Source organism: Microbulbifer litoralis (assembly GCF_023634065.1).
GTDB lineage: Bacteria > Pseudomonadota > Gammaproteobacteria > Pseudomonadales > Cellvibrionaceae > Microbulbifer > Microbulbifer litoralis.
On sequence record NZ_JALKCV010000005.1, the window covers coordinates 29,933 to 47,514 of the forward strand.

The following is a 17,582-nucleotide window of genomic DNA, read 5'->3' on the forward strand; positions in this document are numbered from 1 at the left end:
CGCCTCCTCTTATTTACGCTCGGCGTTTTCCGCCACGATACCGGCACTCTGCTCTTCCAGAATGTGCAGGACACGCTTGGCGCGACCGTTAACAACAGTGTGCATCAGTACGGTCGGGATCGCGACACACAGACCCAGCACGGTGGTAACCAGTGCACCGGAGATACCGCCGGCCATGGCTTTCGGGTCGCCGGCGCCGAAGATGGTGATCGCCTGGAAGGTCACAATCATACCGACAACGGTACCCAGCAGACCCAGCAGCGGGGCGACCATGGAGATGATCTTCAGCAGGTTCAGGCCGGATTCGATGGCCGGGCGCTCTTTCAGCACCGCCTCTTCCATCTTCAGTTCCAGAGTCTCGCCATCGACACCCTTGTTCTCTTCCGCTACAGCCAGTACGCGGCCCAGCGGGTTGTTGGTGTTCGGGCTGGAGGAGCGCAGCTGGGCGTTCACTTTGGCGGAAACACCAGACAGTACGATCAGGCGCCAGATGGCCAGCAGCATGGCGAACACACCGACGGTGGTGATGATGTAGCCAACCGGGCCACCCTGGTGCCAGCGCTCAACGATGCTCGGGCTGTTGATCATGGCCTTCAGGTAGGAACCGCCAGTCGGGCCGGTCGGATCGACACCGAAAGCGGTGAAGCCGGAGGTGGCACTCTGCAGGTTCTGGGCCATGGTCAGGTATTCGCCACTCGGTTGGCGAACCAGCTCGGACAACTTGCCTTCGTTCATTTCCAGGTACTTGCCGCCGGAAACCAGGTTGAAGTTACCCACGCGGACAACTTCCTGTTCCACCTGCTCGCCATCCGGCTTGATGACAGTGCTGTTGAACTTGACGACCTTGCCGGACTCGACGATTTCACGCTGCAGTTCGAACCACACGCGCTCGATCTCTTCGATGGTCGGCAGTTTGGTCTGGGAGTTCATCTTCTCGATCAGGGTGTCGAGGAACTCGGTGCGGCCCGGATACTGGGCGGACACCAGGGAGTTGCTCATGTTGGCGCGCAGGTCGCCAGCAGTGGAGGTCAGCTGGCCGAACAGCTCCTTCAGGGAGCCCATGCGTTCTTCGAGCTGCTCGCGCTTCTGCTGAACCATCACTTCCTGCTCCTGGTATTTGGCTTCCAGGCGCTCGGAGCGGGCTTCTTCAGAGGCGCGGGTGTTCTGGGCCTTGGTCAGCAGGGCCTGTTGATTGGCCTTCTGGCGGCGGAACTCAGCTTCGCGCTGCTTGTGTTCTTTGGATTCGGCAATCTTGGACTGGCGAACCATATTCAGCAGCTCGTCCAGGGAGGATGCTTCTTCCTGTGCGACGGCGGAGGCGCTGATAAGGCCAGCCGCTGCTACTGCGATGATGCGTTTGGCGATAGAGGTTTTCATTGCGCTGCCTCCGGAGCCGCGATCGGCATGGTCATGATGTCGGTAGTGGCCTGCTGTTTGGCAATTTTCAGGCCCTGCATGATGGCGCGACGGTATTCGCCGGCATCGATCTCAACCCAGGCTTTCTGCTCTTTGTCGTAGGCCAGGGAGATTTCGGAATCCTTGGTCTGGGCGACCAGGGCGATACGGCCGATCTGCAGCACATTGACTTCACGTTCCTGACCATTCACGTTCAGGGTGTCGCCGTAGGCATCGATCTTGCGCGCGTATTCCGCTTCGAAGTTGTACAGTTCCAGCACCTGGCGGAATTTCTCCGCAACGGTGATATCGGAACGGTCCATATTGTTCTTCACGCCTTCGAGGTTCGCCAGGCGCTCATCCAGCTTGAACGGGGCGTCCAGCTTGATGAACTGCTCCAGGCCGGCCAGCATTTCCAGAATCAGCGGCTGAATCTGGCGCTCGATCACGGTGACGTTCTCGATGGACTCGTCCAGGTCCTTGATCACTGCCAACTGGTTGGCCAGCTGCTTTTCCAACTGACGGTTGTAGACGCGCAGGCCATCGATTTCCTTGTTGACCACTTTGAAATCCTGCAGCAGGCTGCTGGTTTCCTCGGCGATCTTGTCGATGCGCTTTTGGGACGCCTGGGCCGCAGTGGTTTTCTGCTGACCGACGGCGAGGACGTTGTCGAGTGTATCCGCAGTGGCTACGCTGCCGTAGAGTGCGCCGGCAGACAGCGCAGTGGTCAGCGCCACAGCCATGAATCGCTTGGTTTTCATTAGACCCCCCAGTGGGTTCAATATTTCACAACATGGTCGCGATGAGTTAGCTGCCACAACGCGGTATATTTTTGGTGTGAAGACAGCTAAGAGCCGCACATTGTAAACAGCCGATTTGATTATTCAAATGCCGATTGACAGTATCGGCCCGCGTGTGTAGCTAGGTAACAACCGGGTAACAAACCCTGCCTCCATGCACACAATTGCGGCGGTAATTCACTCTGTGACAGCGTCAGAATCTACCAAACTGTACGTTTATTGATCAAGTTGTTTTTGATTCAACCTGTCGTACTGGACTAAACAGTAGTTATATTCGTCCTTGACTGACGCCTCATGACAAATTCGACTGACTTCCATCCACTGGTCATCAATTTCCGGGAAAAAGGCGTCACCATCCACTTCGGCGTCCACCTCAGTGACGTACAGGCGCGCCGCCAGCGGCAGGGCCTGGCGATAGATTTCGGCCCCGCCGATCACCATCACCTCCTCCGCGCCGGACCCGGCAGCGGACGCGCGGGCCAGTTGCAGCCCCCGCTCGAGGGTCGATGCACAGATTACGCCATCGGCACACCAGTCCGGGTTGCGGCTGATCACAATGTTGTCGCGACCCGGCAGCGGGCGACCGATGGACTCGAAGGTCTTGCGCCCCATGACGATGGGCTTCCCCAAAGTGGTGTGCTTGAAGAACTTCAGATCGCCGGAAATGCGCCAGGGCAGGCTGTTTTCCCGGCCGATGGTGCGATTGCGCGCCATGGCGGCGATCAGGGCGATGGGGGTTTCTCTCATTCTATTCAGGCACCTCGGGTAGGGCTGGGTGGGGTAGCGCTTCCCGGGACTGTCTGCGAGAGAGACCTCGCGGACAAGCCTACAGGGAATGTATACACGGCGTGTCCCGGGAAGCGCTACCCCACCCAGTCCGGGACGCTCTCCTACACCGCCACCGGCGCCGGAATGTGCGGGTACGGATCGTAGTCAACCAGATTAAAGTGCCCATATTCAAAGGCGAACAGGTCGGTCACCTCCGGGTTGAGGTGCATCTGCGGCAGCGGCAGCGGCTCACGGGCCAGCTGCGTTTCCACCTGTTCCATATGGTTCGAATAGAGGTGGGCGTCGCCGAAAGTGTGGATAAATTCCCCCGGCTGCAGTCCGCACACCTGCGCCACCATCAGGGTCAACAGGCTGTAGGAAGCGATATTGAAGGGCACGCCCAGGAAGATATCGGCGCTGCGCTGGTACAGCTGGCAGGACAACCTGCCATCCGCCACATAGAACTGGAATAGCGCGTGGCAGGGAGCCAGCGCCATGCGCCCGGCAGCGGCATTGGCCGACGGCGACACCCCCTCGTCCGGCAGATCCGCCGGGTTCCAGGCACTGACGATCAGGCGGCGGGAATCCGGCCGGGCTCTCAACTGCTGCAGCAGCTCTGAGATCTGGTCGATATGGCGGCCGTCCGGCGTCGGCCAGGAGCGCCACTGGTAGCCGTACACGGGCCCCAGGTCGCCTTCATCATTGGCCCACTCGTCCCAGATGCGCACACCGTTCTCTTTCAGGTAGGCGATATTGGTATCGCCCTTCAGGAACCACAGCAGTTCGTGGATGATCGAGCGCAGGTGGCACTTTTTGGTGGTAATCAGTGGAAAACCGTCGTTCAGGTCGAAGCGCATCTGGTGGCCGAACACGCTCAGGGTGCCGGTACCGGTGCGATCGCTCTTGCGGGTGCCGTTGTCGCGCACATGGCGCATCAGGTCGAGATACTGCTTCATCGATTATTGCGCTCCGTTTTCAGGCGCGGCGCCCTTCGCCTGGCCGCGCCCCTCCGGTAGTGGCTGGGTGCGGTAGCTCCACACCAGGATGGCGATGCCGGCGGCGATCATCGGCAGGCTCAGCAACTGGCCGCGGGTCATCCAGCCGAACAGGTCGAAACCGATATGGCTGTCCGGCTCGCGCACGAATTCCACCGAGAAGCGGAAGATGCCGTACAACACCACGAACAGGCCACCCACCGCCAGCCGCGGCCGCGGTTTGCGGGAGAACCACCAGAGCACCGCGAACAGCACCAGCCCCTCCAGGAACGCCTGGTAGAGCTGCGACGGATGGCGCACCAACTGGTCGGGATCCCGCGGGAACACCATCCCCCAGGGCACATCGGTCTCGCGCCCCCACAATTCCTGGCCGATAAAATTGCCGATGCGACCGAGCCCCAGACCGATGGGCACCAGCGGTGCGACGAAATCGATCAGCGCCGGGAAGGTAGTGCCAATCTTGCGCGCATAGAGGGCGGCAGCCACCATCACGCCGATAAAGCCACCGTGGAAACTCATGCCGCCTTCCCAGACCCGCACCAGCGACAGCGGATCCGCCGCCAGTTCGGGGAAGTTATAGAAGAACATATACCCCAGGCGGCCGCCCACGACGACGCCGATGGCGCAGTAGAGAATCAGGTCCTCCACCTCGGATTTGATCACCGGCGACCAGGGCTTGCGCGCACGACGCATCGCCAGCCACCAGGCGGCGATAAATCCGGCCAGGTACATAAGGCCATACCAGTGCACTTTCAGCGGGCCTATGGCCACGGCGACCGGGTCGATCTGCGGGTAGGAAATCATGCGGATGTCACAATTGTTGGCGAGTCGGATGATTGGGGCGAAATCTTACCAGTTATGGGGCGGGAAGCGGAATCACGAATGCGGAATGCGGACAATCCCGGTTGCCCCAACCACTGTTCCACATTCCGAATTAACACAGCTGCGCCCCTACGGGGCAGCCTTCGGCTGCGCAAATCGGCTATCCTGCCGATTCGTCATCATTCCGTATTCACCCTATGTGCCTGCTGCTGTTCGCCTACCGCTGCCACCCCGACTACCCGCTGCTGCTCGCCGCCAACCGCGACGAGTTCTATCGGCGCCCGGCCGCGCCCGCAGCTCGCTGGGAGGACTCCGAAATGGTCGCCGGACGCGATATCGAGGCCGGGGGGACCTGGGCCGGGATCGCACCGGGGCGGGCGGCGGCGGTGACCAATATTCGCGAACCACAGGTGCCCACACCGGTGGAACCGCTGTCCCGGGGGGATATCCCGCGCGACTTCCTGCAGGGCACCGCGACACCGGCAGCTTTCGCAACCGGACTGACGGATCAGCGCTACCGCGGCTTCAACGCCCTGCTGTTCCAGTTGGGCGCCGACGACGAACTGGTCTGCGCCGGCAATCGCCACAGGCCCTTCACCTTCACCGCCGGCATACACGGCATCTCCAACGGCGCCCCGGATGCGCCCTGGCCCAAAGTCGAGAAGGGCAAGGCGCGGCTGCAGCGACTGTTGCGCGGTATCGACGACCGGCTCGACAGCCGCAATTTCGTCGAGCCGGCGCTGGCGCTGCTGCGGGATCGCGCTCCGGCGCCGGAGGAAGACCTGCCCCATACCGGCGTCGGCCGGCAACTGGAGCGGGCGCTGTCGCCCATATTCGTGCAGATCGAACGGGGCGACGACCTCCCGGTCGCCGCCACCGAAGACAGCCCCGGCGGTTACGGCACCCGCGCCAGCACCCTGATGGCCGTGCACCGCAGCGGGCGCACACAGCTGTGGGAACAGGGCTATCAACGGGGTGAGCCGGCGGGACCAGTGCGTCACTTCGCTCTCGACTGACGCCCCGCGGCGGCCAACTTTCCCTCCCCTCCTCCGACCTCCCTCGCAAAACGGGAGAAAGGCGCTTTCCTTTCTAGTCCCGAGTCCCGAGTCCCGAGTCCCGAGTCCCGAGTCCCGAGTCCCGATTAGTGTCAAATGAATCCCACGCCAAGCAAATTCCGGATTTGTTGCCATACTTAATCTCACAGACCGGAATTGGTTGAGTTTCGCGCAACACCGGCAGCGGAACCCGACCTCCGGCCTCTATAAGGAAGGTCGCGCGGGACGCATGACACAGGCGAACAGTCGGTGCAAATCGACGATAATCGGGACCGCTTCGCCGCAGGTTGGGAAGGTATAAACGATCTGGCGTCCGGCTTACGGCCACAGACAGGCACAACCGGGCCCTGCAGCATCGCTGAGGTACCATGTCGTATTTCAACCCAGAGCGCCGCAAACACAAATCCCCGCTGCCAATGCTGATCCTCGGCAGTCTGTGCGTGTTTGCCCTTTACTACGCCTTCGCCGCCAACCAGAAAACGGTACCGGTGCTGCCGGAAAACGCCGTGCGCCCACACCTGGTCTACTGGCTGGAGGAAAACCCCGATGCCTGGCCGGCCCAGGACCCCATTTTCAATCCCGCCGCGGTGCGGCGCATCTACCAGCGCACCGACTACCGGCTGCTGTGGTTCGACAACTACAGCCTCAGCGACACCGCCAACGACCTGCTGAAGCAGCTCACCGCCTCCAGTTCCGGCAACCCCAGCAGCATGGTGGACTACCGCTATCACCTGGGCTATTTCGACCGCACCCTGCGCGATACGCCCCAGCGGCTGCAGATGGCCGCGGTACTGGACGTGCTGCTGACCGACGCCTTCGTCTCCTATGCCCAGGACACCCAACTGGACAAACTGACGCCGAAAAGCCGCCCCCAGCGAGATATCACGCCGGTCTACAATGGCGGCGGCGGTTTCGAGCTGGCGGGACTGACGGCCCGCAGACAGAGCAACACATCCAGCGGCCGCAAGTACTTTCGGGGCTACAACCGCGGCAGCAGCAATGCCACCAGCCGCTATTACATGCGCAGCCACGAACAGGCCGGCAGTCGTGAGCGCGCCGCCGATGGCATCGATCGCTCGCGCCACTACTCCAGCCGCTATCAGCGGCGTTACAACAACCGCAGCTACGGCAACTCGCGCTTCTCCGCCGGCGGCCTGCCGCCGCGCAATGGCAGCCGCACCTACTACGACGAAAACGGCCAGCCCGCGGTTGGGCGGGCCTCCGAGCACAGCGAGGGGCCCTACTACGAGGAAAACACGCGCTACGGCGGCGACGCCACGGCCCTGCGCAACGAGCTGGCGCGCATGCGCGATATCGCAGCCAGCGGTCGCTGGCGGCCCATGCCCCCGGGGCCGGCGATGACCATCGGCGCCAAACACCCCCACGTCGCCCTGCTGCGCCACATGCTGACCCTCTACGGCGACTACCGCGGTTACTACGGCTACGGTGGCGAGAACGACAAGTTCGACCGGGGCCTGCACGAGTCGGTACTGCGCTTCCAGGAGCGTCACGGCCTCAAACCCGACGGCATCGTCGGCCGCGAGACCCGCAAACGGCTGAACCTGTCGCCCACCGCGCGGGCGCAGATCATCGAGACCAACATCCGCCGTCGCGAGTCCCTGCCGAACGACCTGGGAGACCGTTTCATACAGGTGAATGTACCCGCTTACCGCCTCCAGTATGTGGAGAACGAGTGGGTCAAACTGTCCATGAACGTGGTGGTGGGCAAGAAGAAACACGCCACCCCGGAGATCACCACCCGCGTCAGCCGCGTGGTCTTCAACCCCACCTGGACAGTGCCGCGCAGCATTCTGGTCAACGAACTGCTGCCCAAGGCCCGCGCCAATCCCACCGGCATGGAGAACATGGGCTACCGCGTGGTCAGCGGCAGCGGCGAGCACCTGCCGCTGACACCGAAGAACCTGTCCGCCGCCGGCGCCGGCTCCTACCTGATGCGCCAGATGGGCGGCGAGGACAACATCCTCGGTCGGGTGAAGTTCGAGATTCCCAACAAGGACGATATCTACCTGCACGACACCCGCGCGCGCAGTCTCTTCTCGCTGACCGACCGGGATTACAGCCACGGTTGCATCCGCCTGGAGAAACCCCGCCACCTGGCAGAGGCGCTGCTGCGGCCGCAGGGGAACTGGGATCAGTGGCGCATCGACCAACTGACCGTCGGCGACGAGACCACCGAGGTGAACATGAAGGAAAACGTGAAGGTCTACATCACCTACTGGACCGCCTGGGTCGACGGTGAGGGCCGACTCAACTTCCGCGACGATATCTACGGCAAGGACGGGCTGGCCGCCAACCAGTGGTGACGTCCAGAATGCGGAATGGATGAATGCGGGATGCCGACCTGGCCGTGATAACGCGTTCATCATTCCGCATCCCCATTATTCCCTTAAGGTATTTCGACCCGACCGCCCCGCAGGTTACCAATGTGAGCAAGGCGAAGCGTCCAGCTCACAGGGGTAATCCATGGGAATCGGTCATCCGCTCGAAATCACCCGCCACTGCAGCGCCCTGGCGCTGATCCTGGCCCTGTCCCTGGCGAGCGAAATGCCGCTCGCCGACAGCGACACCGCGCAACAACCAGCACCAACAACCGCCGAAACAGAGGCCACGGATCCCTACACTCCCTACGGCCGGCAGTACGCGCTGATGCGCGAGGAGCTGGCGCGCTACCGCGCGCTGGCCGAGGGCGACCAGTGGCAACCGCTCGACGACGGCCAGGCGCTGGCCCCCGGTATGCGCGACCCGCGCGTGGCGCAGTTGCGCAGCCTGCTGATGCAGTACGGCGACTACCAACTGAGCGATGACACCAACAAAAGCGCCGCCGCCGACGAGTACGACGAGGCGCTGCAGCAGGCGGTGCGCCGCTTCCAGCGCCGCCACGGCCTGAAAGAGGACGCGCTGGTGGACGACCGCACCCGCGCGCGCCTGAACGTCAGGCCGGAACAGCGGGTCCGCACCCTGACCGCCAACCTGCAGCGCTGGGAGCAGATGCCCAAGGACCTGGGACCGCGCTATATCCTGGTCAATATTCCCGATTTCAGCCTGCGCCTGGTGGATGGCGATCGGGACCAGTTCCGCATGCGCGTGGTGGTCGGCAAGACCAAGCACAAGACACCACAATTGACCACGCGCATGACCCGTGTGGTGTTCAACCCCATCTGGCGCGTGCCGCGCAATATCGCCCTGCGCGAACTGCTGCCCAAAGGCGGCGCCAGCCTGTCCGCCAAGGGCTACCGGCTGGTCAACCACCGCGGCCGCTCGGTGCCCTTCACCCGCGGCAACATCGCCGGCATCCGCCGCGGCAAAGTGATGCTGCACCAGAAGGGCGGGCCGGGTAACGCCCTCGGCCGGGTCAAATTCGTCATTCCCAACAAACAGGCCATTTTCCTGCACGATACCAACAGCAAGCACCTGTTCCGGCGCAGTCAGCGCGCCTTCAGTCACGGCTGCATCCGCCTGGAAAAACCGCTGGAGTTCGCCCGCATGATGCTGCGCGAACAAAACAACTGGGGCGCGGAGAAAGTGGAACGCGCCCTCGCCAGCCAGCGCACCCAGGGGATCGAATTGCAGAACCCGATCCCGGTATACATCGCCTACTGGACCGCCTGGGTCGACGAGGAGGGGCTGCTGCAGTTCCGACCGGACATCTACGAGCGCGACACGCCCGAGAACTCCAGCGCCGACGCCGGCGACACCGACAGCAACCAACCGGGGTGAACTATGGCGAGCCGACATGCGCTTCGCCGGCACCTGCTGGCGACGCTGATCTGCCTGGCCCTGGCGCCCGCCGTGTATGCGGCGCGTACGCCACCGGACCCTGAGCGCGCGGTGAATCCGGCCACCGCCGGCGCCGACCTGCGAGCCGCCGCAGAGCGCTACCGCCGGCTGGCGAACAGGTGGCAACCACTGGCGGACGGCCCGCCGCTCAGAGCCGGGGATCGCGACCAGCGGGTACTGCAACTGCGCCGGCTGCTGCGACTGCTGGGCGACTATCGCGGCCTGCCGGGCCCCCTGGAAATCCGCAACCGCGACCCGGAACGCTTCGACAGCGGCCTGCAGCGGGCGGTGGAACACTACCAGCGCCGCCACGGCCTCGAGCCCAACGGTATCGCCGGCCCCCACACCCTGGCGGAACTGGCGGTGTCGCCAGCGGAACGGGCCCGCCGACTGGAGTTGAACGCCGAGCGCTGGGATCGCCTCGAAGTCCCCCGCGACGGCCGCTATGTACTGGTGAATGTCCCCGACTACCGGCTGCAACTGGTGGACAGGGGCCTGGTAACCCTGGACATGAAGACCGTGGTGGGAAAAACCAGCAGCCGCACCCCGTCGATGCGCAGCCGTATCACCAACGTGGTCTTCAACCCCACCTGGACGGTACCGCGCAGTATCCTGCTGACAGAGCTGTTGCCGAAAGCGCGCAACAACCCGCAGGCCATGCACGAGCGGGGCTATCGCGTGGTGAGCTACGGCGATGGCGATACCGCCCCCATCTCCGCCGAGGGGATATCCCGCGCCGCCCACGGCAACGCGACCCTGCGCCAGGTCAGCGGCCCCGGCAATACCCTCGGCCGGGTCAAGTTCGTGATGCCGAACAAGCAGTCGATCTTCCTGCACGACACCCAGGCCCAGAGCCTGTTCGGATTCCGCCAACGCGCCTTCAGCCACGGCTGTATCCGCCTAGAGCGGCCGGAGGAGCTGGCCTACGCACTGCTCGGCCGCCAGGGATGGGACAGGACCCGCGTAGCCCGGGCCACGGTGGGCGACGAGAGCGTCAATATCCGGGTGGAAAGGCCGCCGCGGCTGTATATCGCCTACCTGACCGCCTGGATCGACGAGCACGGTCGCGCCCAGTTCCGCCCGGATATCTACCACCGCGACCGGACAACCCGCTCCGAACAGCCGGGAACAGTTCCCGCCAATCGCTGAAACGCCCCCAGCCACTGGGCCGCGGGCCCGCTTTTCCCCGATCGGGGCCAAATGACACGCAACAGTCACAAAAAAATTATTTTTCTGTTTTTGCCTCCGGGTGACAACGCTGTCTCATGAACGCCCGGCCACCTGCCGTCAGCGCCATTCGATCCGGCCACCGGCTTAGCCTCAGCAGAAATAAAATACCAGCGGATCTCTTCGATCGATTCTTCATTACCCGGTTGCCGTTTGTAACAACCGGTTATTTTTTGTACATTTCTCTCAACCCCAAATGGCGCCAAAAGCCACACGGGGCACGACGAGAAACACACGACAAGGCGGAAACAGGGTTATGAAGAATCCATCCAGACGCCGGTTCCTGGCAGTTACCTGTGCAACAGCGGCAGCGGTCAGTGCCGGACCGACATTCGCGAAGGTAGGCTCCTCGCGTACCTTGAAAATGCGCAACCTGCACACCGGGGAAAGGCTGAACGCCGCCTACTGGTCCAACGGTGACTACAGCAGCAGCGGCCTGAAGCAATTCAACCGACTGTTGCGCGACCATCGCCAGAACGAGTCCACACGCATGGACCCGAAACTTCTGGACCTGGTGCACAAGCTGAAAGAGAAGCTGAACTACAACGGCGAGATCCAGATCATCTCCGGTTATCGCACCGCCAAGACCAACGCCATGCTGCGTTCGCGCTCCAGCGGTGTCGCCAAGCGCAGCTACCACACCCGCGGTATGGCGATCGACCTGCGCATGCCGGGTGTACCGCTGAGCAAGGTGCGGCGCGCGGCGCTGGACCTGAGATTGGGCGGCGTGGGTTACTACCCGAAGAGTAACTTCGTACACGTCGACACCGGTCCGGTACGCCGCTGGTAATCGCGGCCGTCGCCCCTACGGGGCGATCCGTTGACCCAAAAACCCGGCCTCACGGCCGGGTTTTTCTGTATGGGAACCCGGAACTCCGGGGAGATTGCGCCGTGCGCACCGCCGGGACAACCCCACCCCAGCAGTCAATTGCCGGGCTGCAGCGCGACCGATCAGTTGTCGGAGGGCAGTGCCACCGGGGTCATCTCCTCCTCGGCAACCGGCACCCGGGTGGTCCCCGCCATCAGGCCGGCGATCCGCTCCAGCAGCGCCCGCGCCCGGGCGAGCTTCTCAAGTTCCGCCAGTTCCATCGGGTCCTCCATCTTGACCAGCAGTTCCTCCAGTTGCTCGAAGCTCTGTTCCAGTGCATTGACCTGGTGGCGGTCCAGCAGCAGCTCGGCCAGCCCGCTGCCCTCCGCCGGCAACCAGCTGGCCTGCAGCGTTTTCAGTATCGCCAGCAGCGCCAGCTTGGAATCCGCCGCACGGGCGCTCTCGACATCGCTCTCGGAACTCTCCGGCAGGCGCCGCAGCAGCTCTTCGTCCACCACCCGGGTATGGATGGCGCGCACCTGCTGCAGGCGCTCGACCGGCGCCAGCGCCAGGAAGTGGCGCGACAGGTCGTTGGCCGCATAGGGCCAGCGCCGTACCAGGCCATCGGCATCCTCGGCCAGCGCCTCGCCGATCAGGCGGGTCAGCTGGCGCCGCCGGTTGACGGCCAGCGCCTCGGGTTTCTCGCCCTTGTCGACGGCGACAAACTCCTTCGCGGCGCGCTCGCCGGTGGGCCCCCAGAGCATGATCTCCATCGCGTGGAAACCGGTGCTGGCCTCCTCGTTGGCGGTCAGGCGGTGCTGGCGGCGCAGATTGGTCAGTGTCAGTTCGATGGCGGTGTCGTTGACGATACCGCTGTCGGAGTAGCCCGGCACAGTATCCAGGTAGCCCGGCTGCACCGGCCAGCTGTCCAGCGCCAGCACCAGTTTGCGGCCCTGGTCGCGGATCTCCGCCGGGGCAAACCCCAGTTGGATATAGGGCAGCGCCGCGGCAAACTGGCGGTGTGCATCCAGCCACGCCAGCTTGGCCGCTTCCAGGTGATCCTCGTTGGGGCGCTCCAGCAGCGTCCCCACCGCGTGGTTGAGCGCCTCCACGGCCGCGCGCACGTCGATCAGTTGCGCCTCACCGGTCTGCCAGATATCCCGCGACAGGGTTTCGGCCGCCTCTGTATCCACTGCCTCGGGCACCGGCTTCGGTTTTTCCGCTACCGGCTGCCCGGCCTCGCTGCCCTTTTCACAGGCACCCAGGGACAGCAACATCGCCATAAACGCAAGCCGCCACAGCCGGCCGCGCCGCATCGTATCTCCGCTCACAGAATTCCCCACTTCAAAGCTATCGATTGACAATGCCCCGGTTTCCCGGGCCTCACTCATCGCCGCGCAGGCTGATCACCGGCCAGCCGCGACTCTCGGCCTCGGCCTGCAGGCGCGGATCGGGGTCCACGGCCACCGGGTGCTCCACCTCCCGCAGCAGCGGCAGGTCGTTGATGGAGTCGCTATAGAACCACTTCTCGGCGGCACTGTAGGCCGGGTTGTGGGCCAGCCACTGGTGCAGTCGCAGCACCTTGCCACCCTGGAAACAGGGCTCCCCGGCCACGCGGCCGGTAAAGCGGCCCTCCACCTCCTCCGGTTCCGTGGCCAGCAGTGTGTCCACACCCAGGCGCTCCGCGATCGGCTCCACCACAAAGCGGTTGGTGGCGGTAATGATCATGATATGGTGGCCCTCGCGGCGGTGCCGGTCGATCAGCGCCTCCGCCTGCGGCAGCCAGATCTCGCTGATCACCTCCTCCATGAAGGCCCGCTGCAGGTTGCCCAGTTGGCCGCGGGACAGCTGTGCCAGCGGCTCCAGGGCGAACTCCAGGTAGGCAAAGATATCCAGCTCACCGCTCTGGTAGTCCCGGTAGAAGCGATCGTTGGCGGAGCGGTAGCGCTCCCCGTCGACATGTTCGCGCTCCACCAGGAACTCGCCCCAGGCGTGGTCGCTGTCGCCGCCGATCAAGGTGTTGTCCAGGTCAAATATCGCCAACTGCACCGCCATCTCCCTCAACTGTTAACTATAGGTCCTGCCGCGAATTCACCGCCAGCGGCCCCCGGGGCGGAGATTTTAACCCGACGGCGCCGCTGGCACAGTGCGCGTGTCACTTAAGCCCTAATTGCCGCCCCAGTTTCCCACATGCGGAGGCACCGGCGTCCATCCCGCGCCACGCCCGCTTCACCGGACCGCCGCGGCTGTGCGGCGCAGCCCAATTGCCGTAATACCCACGCTGTGGAACAATGCTGGACAAGATATACGCGGCCGGCAGCCGGTCGGACTCGGGTCCCACAGGCTCCCCGCCGCATACAGACGAATCGAGGACGGTATTTTGGGCGACGGCAAGCCGGCTCAGTCCGGGCGCAAAAACCGCCGCAGGTCCGCCAGACAGTCCAGCCGCAGCGACAACCCGGGCAACAATCGCAAAAACCGGGCGCAGGGCGGCGACAACAACAGCAGTAACATCGACGCCGAGGGCTTCCGTCCCAATGTCGGCATCATTGTTCTGAACGCCCGCGGCGAGGCACTGTGGGCGCGGCGGATCGGCGGCAAGGACGCCTGGCAATTCCCCCAGGGCGGCATCAATCCCGGCGAGGCTCCGGAACAGGCGCTCTATCGCGAGCTCTACGAGGAGATCGGGCTGACCCGCGACCAGGTCAGCATGATTGCCTGCACCCGCGGCTGGCTGCGCTACCGGTTGCCGCAGCGGTTGATCCGCAAGCGCTCGGAACCCCTGTGTATCGGCCAGAAGCAGAAGTGGTACCTGCTCAAGCTGGAAGCGCCGGAGAGCAGCATCAGTTTCAATAACGGCTACAAGCCGGAGTTCGACCAGTGGCGCTGGGTCAGTTACTGGCACCCGCTGAGCAAGGTGGTGACCTTCAAGCGCGAGGTGTATCGCCGCGCGCTGACCGAACTGGTGCCGCAGCAGATACAATTGGAGAAGCGCTGGCTGCGCGAGCAGGAATAGCCGCCGGGCGGGTTGCTATCGGCTCGCGCTCCCGAACCAGCCCCGAAACTTGCGATATAAGGGAAGGACGAACCTTTGCTCGGATCTCTGCGCAGTATTGTTCAGGAAGTCAACGCGGCCAGGGATCTGCCCGCGGTGCTGGATATCATCGTGCGTCGCGTGCGGGACGTGATGCACACCCGGGTCTGCTCCGTTTACCTGCGCGACAAACAGTCCGATTCCTACGTACTGATGGCCACCCGCGGCCTGAACCAGGACGCCGTGGGCAAGGTGCACATGGTGCCCGGCGAGGGCCTGGTGGGTAACGTGGTCACCCGCGAGGAGCCCATCAACCTGGAACGGGCCGAGTCCCACCCCGCATACCAGTATTTTCCCGCCACCGGCGAGGAGCGTTTCAGCGCCTTTCTCGGCACCCCCATCATCCACCATCGCAACGTACTCGGCGTGCTGGTCGTCCAGCAGACGGAACAGCGCCGCTTCGACGAGGGCGAGGAAGCTTTCCTGGTCACCCTGTCGGCGCAGCTGGCCGGGGTCATCGCCCACGCCGAGGCCACCGGTGCCCTGGCCGCCATCGGCCGGCAGCGGCGCGAGGCCAAGTTCAGCGGTATCGCCGCCTCCCCCGGCGTCGCCATCGGCCGCGCGCATGTGGTGTCACCCCAGGCCAACCTGGCCACGGTGCCCTACTCCTGCTGCCTGGATGTGGAGGCGGAGCTGCAGCTCTTCCAGCAGGCACTGGGCAATGCCCGCGAGGAGATCCGCGAAGTCGGCGAGCGGCTGAAAGACGACCTGAACCGCGAGGAGCGGGCGCTGTTCGATGCCTACATCAGCATGCTCGACGACAACTCCCTGGCGCTGGAGGTCTGCGACCGCATCCGCCAGCAACTCAGCGCCTCCCGCGCCTGGGCCGAGGTAATGCTGGAACATGTGCGCCGCTTCGAGGCCATGTCCGACTCCTACTTCCGCGATCGCGCCGCCGATGTGCGCGACCTGGGCGCGCGGGTACTGATGCACCTGCGCCAGAAACAGCAGGCCCAGCGGGAGTACCCGGAGAACACGATACTGATCGGCGAGGAGCTGACCGCCGCGATGCTGGCCGAGGTGCCGCGCGAAAAACTGATGGGCCTGATTTCGGTCAAGGGTTCCGCCAATAGCCACGTGGCCATCATCGCCCGCGCCATGGGGCTGCCGGCGGTGATGGGTGTACAGGATCTCCCCTACGAACAGATCGACGGCGCCGAGCTGGTGGTGGACGGCTACCGCGGCGAGCTGCACGTGCACCCGGGCGCCGAGCTGAAACGCCGCTACGACGCCATCGTCGCCGAGGAGCGCGAGCTGGCGCGCAACCTGGATCACCTGGCGGGCCTGCCCGGCGAGACCGCCGACGGCCACCGGGTACGCCTGTGGGTCAACACCGGCCTGATGGCGGACGTGGTGCGCTCGCTGGAGCGCGGCGCCGAGGGCGTGGGCCTGTACCGCACCGAGGTGCCCTTCCTGCTGCGCGACCGCTTCCCGTCGGAGGAGGAGCAGCGCGAGATCTACCGCGAACAGTTGGAGGCCTTCGCGCCGCGGCCGGTGACCATGCGCACGCTGGATATCGGCGGCGACAAGGCGCTGGCCTATTTCCCCATCGAGGAGACCAACCCGTTCCTGGGCTGGCGCGGCATCCGCGTGACCCTGGACCACCCGGAGATTTTCCTGGGCCAGGTGCGGGCGATGATGAAAGCCAGCCTGGGGCTCGACAACCTGCGCATCATGCTGCCGATGATCAGCGGTGTGAATGAGGTGGAGGCAGCGCGCAAGCTGGTGCAGCGCGCCCACCGGGAACTCCGGGACGAGGGCTACGAGATCGACATGCCGCCGCTGGGCATCATGATCGAGGTACCGTCAGCGGTCTACCAGGCGCGGGAACTGGCCCGGCATGTGGACTTCATGTCGGTGGGCTCCAACGACCTGACCCAGTACCTGCTGGCGGTGGACCGCAACAACAGCCGCGTGGCCAATATCTACCACGCGCTGCACCCGGCGGTGCTGCGCGCCCTGCACCAGGTGGTCAGCGCCGGCCACGCCGCCGACACCAAGGTGGGCATCTGCGGCGAACTGGCCGGCGACCCCGGCGGCGCCCTGCTGCTGGTGGCCATGGGCTACGACGTGCTGTCGATGAACGCCACCAACCTGCCCCGGGTCAAGGCGGCCCTGCGCGCGATCAGGAAAACCGACGCGGACAAGCTGCTGGAACAGGTGCTGGAGATGCAGTATCCGGAGGAGATAGAGCGGGTGTTGCAGGACTTCCTGCAGGGGCTGGGACTGAAGGCGCTGTTGCAGCCCGAGGGGAAATGATCGAACCGGGAAACCGGGTTCGAGACACAAAAAAAGCCGCACCGGTATATCGGATGCGGCTTTTTTTACGGGTATCAAACGCGGCTTACTGCTCCGCCTCTTCGCGGTAGGCATCCGCATCCAGCATATTGTTCAGCTCGCCGGTATCGCTCGGCTTGATGCGGAACATCCAGCCCTCGTCGTAGGGGGATTCGTTGACGGTTTCGGGGGCGTCTTCCAGGGCCTCGTTGACAGCGATCACTTCACCGGAAACCGGTGCATAGATATCGCTGGCGGCCTTCACGGATTCGACCACACCGGCCTCGTCGCCGGCGGCCAGGGTGGCGCCCACTTCCGGGGTCTCCACGAATACCACATCGCCCAGCGCATCCTGGGCGTGGTCGCTGATGCCGATGGTGACGGTACCGTCCTCTTCCAGCCGCGCCCACTCGTGGCTGGACAGGTATTTCAGTTCGCTGCGGATTTCGCTCATGCTGTGATCCCTCGATTAAGCAACTTTGTAATTCGCTGGCAACCCCCCGCGCCATTGCCCTTAAGAAAGGTCGTGGCGGCCCTGCTGCC

15 protein-coding genes are annotated in these 17,582 nt (G+C 64.1%); 7 read left to right on the forward strand and 8 right to left on the reverse strand.

What is annotated here, in order from left to right; translation table 11 throughout:
- Positions 1-9: 9 nt before the first annotated feature.
- The 5 genes from MWN76_RS09265 to lgt all read right to left on the reverse strand — a co-directional run bounded on the left by MWN76_RS09265 (position 10) and on the right by lgt (position 4,762).
- The gene (locus tag MWN76_RS09265; protein WP_250461125.1) at positions 10-1,377 is read right to left on the reverse strand and encodes a MotA/TolQ/ExbB proton channel family protein; all 1,368 of its coding nucleotides are present in this window, start codon (positions 1,375-1,377) and stop codon (positions 10-12) included.
- Positions 1,374-2,156, reverse strand: a complete 783-nt coding sequence (locus MWN76_RS09270; protein ID WP_250461126.1) for a DUF3450 domain-containing protein — start codon at positions 2,154-2,156, stop codon at positions 1,374-1,376. Before MWN76_RS09270 ends, MWN76_RS09265 begins: the two co-directional genes overlap by 4 nt.
- Before the next feature lie 255 nt (positions 2,157-2,411).
- A complete protein-coding gene (locus tag MWN76_RS09275; protein WP_250461127.1) occupies positions 2,412-2,942 on the reverse strand; it encodes a dihydrofolate reductase in 531 nt (176 codons plus the stop codon).
- A 143-nt stretch (positions 2,943-3,085) separates the two neighbouring features.
- On the reverse strand, positions 3,086-3,919 hold the full coding sequence (locus tag MWN76_RS09280; protein WP_250461128.1) for a thymidylate synthase: 834 nt from the start codon (positions 3,917-3,919) through the stop codon (positions 3,086-3,088).
- 3 nt (positions 3,920-3,922) lie between these two features.
- Positions 3,923-4,762, reverse strand: coding sequence for a prolipoprotein diacylglyceryl transferase (lgt, locus tag MWN76_RS09285; protein ID WP_250461129.1), 840 nt, complete (start codon positions 4,760-4,762; stop codon positions 3,923-3,925).
- A 215-nt stretch (positions 4,763-4,977) separates the two neighbouring features.
- Between lgt and MWN76_RS09290 the strand changes: the two genes are divergently transcribed.
- The 5 genes from MWN76_RS09290 to mepK all read left to right on the forward strand — a co-directional run bounded on the left by MWN76_RS09290 (position 4,978) and on the right by mepK (position 11,650).
- Positions 4,978-5,796, forward strand: a complete 819-nt coding sequence (locus MWN76_RS09290; RefSeq protein ID WP_250461130.1) for an NRDE family protein — start codon at positions 4,978-4,980, stop codon at positions 5,794-5,796.
- Positions 5,797-6,203: 407 nt separating this feature from the next.
- Positions 6,204-8,159, forward strand: coding sequence for a L,D-transpeptidase family protein (locus tag MWN76_RS09295; RefSeq protein ID WP_250461131.1), 1,956 nt, complete (start codon positions 6,204-6,206; stop codon positions 8,157-8,159).
- 160 nt (positions 8,160-8,319) lie between these two features.
- Positions 8,320-9,573 carry a L,D-transpeptidase family protein gene (locus tag MWN76_RS09300; protein ID WP_250461132.1) on the forward strand — a complete coding sequence of 418 codons (1,254 nt, stop codon included), beginning with the start codon at positions 8,320-8,322 and terminating at the stop codon, positions 9,571-9,573.
- A gap of 3 nt (positions 9,574-9,576) precedes the next feature.
- Positions 9,577-10,782 (forward strand): L,D-transpeptidase family protein, encoded by a 1,206-nt coding sequence (locus MWN76_RS09305; protein WP_250461133.1) that lies wholly within the window; start codon positions 9,577-9,579, stop codon positions 10,780-10,782.
- 334 nt (positions 10,783-11,116) lie between these two features.
- The gene (mepK, locus tag MWN76_RS09310; RefSeq protein ID WP_486634797.1) at positions 11,117-11,650 is read left to right on the forward strand and encodes a peptidoglycan L,D-endopeptidase MepK; all 534 of its coding nucleotides are present in this window, start codon (positions 11,117-11,119) and stop codon (positions 11,648-11,650) included.
- 161 nt (positions 11,651-11,811) lie between these two features.
- On the opposite strand, the gene MWN76_RS09315 is transcribed toward mepK, so the two are convergent.
- Together MWN76_RS09315 and MWN76_RS09320 are read right to left on the reverse strand one after the other, a co-directional pair.
- Positions 11,812-12,999 carry an imelysin family protein gene (locus tag MWN76_RS09315; RefSeq protein WP_250461135.1) on the reverse strand — a complete coding sequence of 396 codons (1,188 nt, stop codon included), beginning with the start codon at positions 12,997-12,999 and terminating at the stop codon, positions 11,812-11,814.
- 52 nt (positions 13,000-13,051) lie between these two features.
- A complete protein-coding gene (locus MWN76_RS09320; protein WP_250461136.1) occupies positions 13,052-13,717 on the reverse strand; it encodes a histidinol-phosphatase in 666 nt (221 codons plus the stop codon).
- A 331-nt stretch (positions 13,718-14,048) separates the two neighbouring features.
- Between MWN76_RS09320 and MWN76_RS09325 the strand changes: the two genes are divergently transcribed.
- Positions 14,049-14,684: an RNA pyrophosphohydrolase gene (locus tag MWN76_RS09325; RefSeq protein ID WP_284500330.1), complete on the forward strand. Its 636-nt coding sequence runs from the start codon at positions 14,049-14,051 to the stop codon at positions 14,682-14,684.
- 75 nt (positions 14,685-14,759) lie between these two features.
- Positions 14,760-17,021 carry a phosphoenolpyruvate--protein phosphotransferase gene (gene ptsP, locus MWN76_RS09330; protein ID WP_250461137.1) on the forward strand — a complete coding sequence of 754 codons (2,262 nt, stop codon included), beginning with the start codon at positions 14,760-14,762 and terminating at the stop codon, positions 17,019-17,021.
- A gap of 85 nt (positions 17,022-17,106) precedes the next feature.
- On the opposite strand, the gene gcvH is transcribed toward ptsP, so the two are convergent.
- Positions 17,107-17,493, reverse strand: coding sequence for a glycine cleavage system protein GcvH (gene gcvH, locus MWN76_RS09335; RefSeq protein ID WP_250461138.1), 387 nt, complete (start codon positions 17,491-17,493; stop codon positions 17,107-17,109).
- Between the last annotated feature and the right edge of the window lie 89 nt (positions 17,494-17,582).

Coding starts and splice junctions, on each gene's coding strand:
- MWN76_RS09265 (WP_250461125.1), bottom strand. CDS start 1,377: ATGAAAACCTCTATCGCCAAACGCATCATCGCAGTAGCAGCGGCTGGC.
- MWN76_RS09270 (WP_250461126.1), bottom strand. CDS start 2,156: ATGAAAACCAAGCGATTCATGGCTGTGGCGCTGACCACTGCGCTGTCT.
- MWN76_RS09275 (WP_250461127.1), bottom strand. CDS start 2,942: ATGAGAGAAACCCCCATCGCCCTGATCGCCGCCATGGCGCGCAATCGC.
- MWN76_RS09280 (WP_250461128.1), bottom strand. CDS start 3,919: ATGAAGCAGTATCTCGACCTGATGCGCCATGTGCGCGACAACGGCACC.
- lgt (WP_250461129.1), bottom strand. CDS start 4,762: ATGATTTCCTACCCGCAGATCGACCCGGTCGCCGTGGCCATAGGCCCG.
- MWN76_RS09290 (WP_250461130.1), top strand. CDS start 4,978: ATGTGCCTGCTGCTGTTCGCCTACCGCTGCCACCCCGACTACCCGCTG.
- MWN76_RS09295 (WP_250461131.1), top strand. CDS start 6,204: ATGTCGTATTTCAACCCAGAGCGCCGCAAACACAAATCCCCGCTGCCA.
- MWN76_RS09300 (WP_250461132.1), top strand. CDS start 8,320: ATGGGAATCGGTCATCCGCTCGAAATCACCCGCCACTGCAGCGCCCTG.
- MWN76_RS09305 (WP_250461133.1), top strand. CDS start 9,577: ATGGCGAGCCGACATGCGCTTCGCCGGCACCTGCTGGCGACGCTGATC.
- mepK (WP_486634797.1), top strand. CDS start 11,117: ATGAAGAATCCATCCAGACGCCGGTTCCTGGCAGTTACCTGTGCAACA.
- gcvH (WP_250461138.1), bottom strand. CDS start 17,493: ATGAGCGAAATCCGCAGCGAACTGAAATACCTGTCCAGCCACGAGTGG.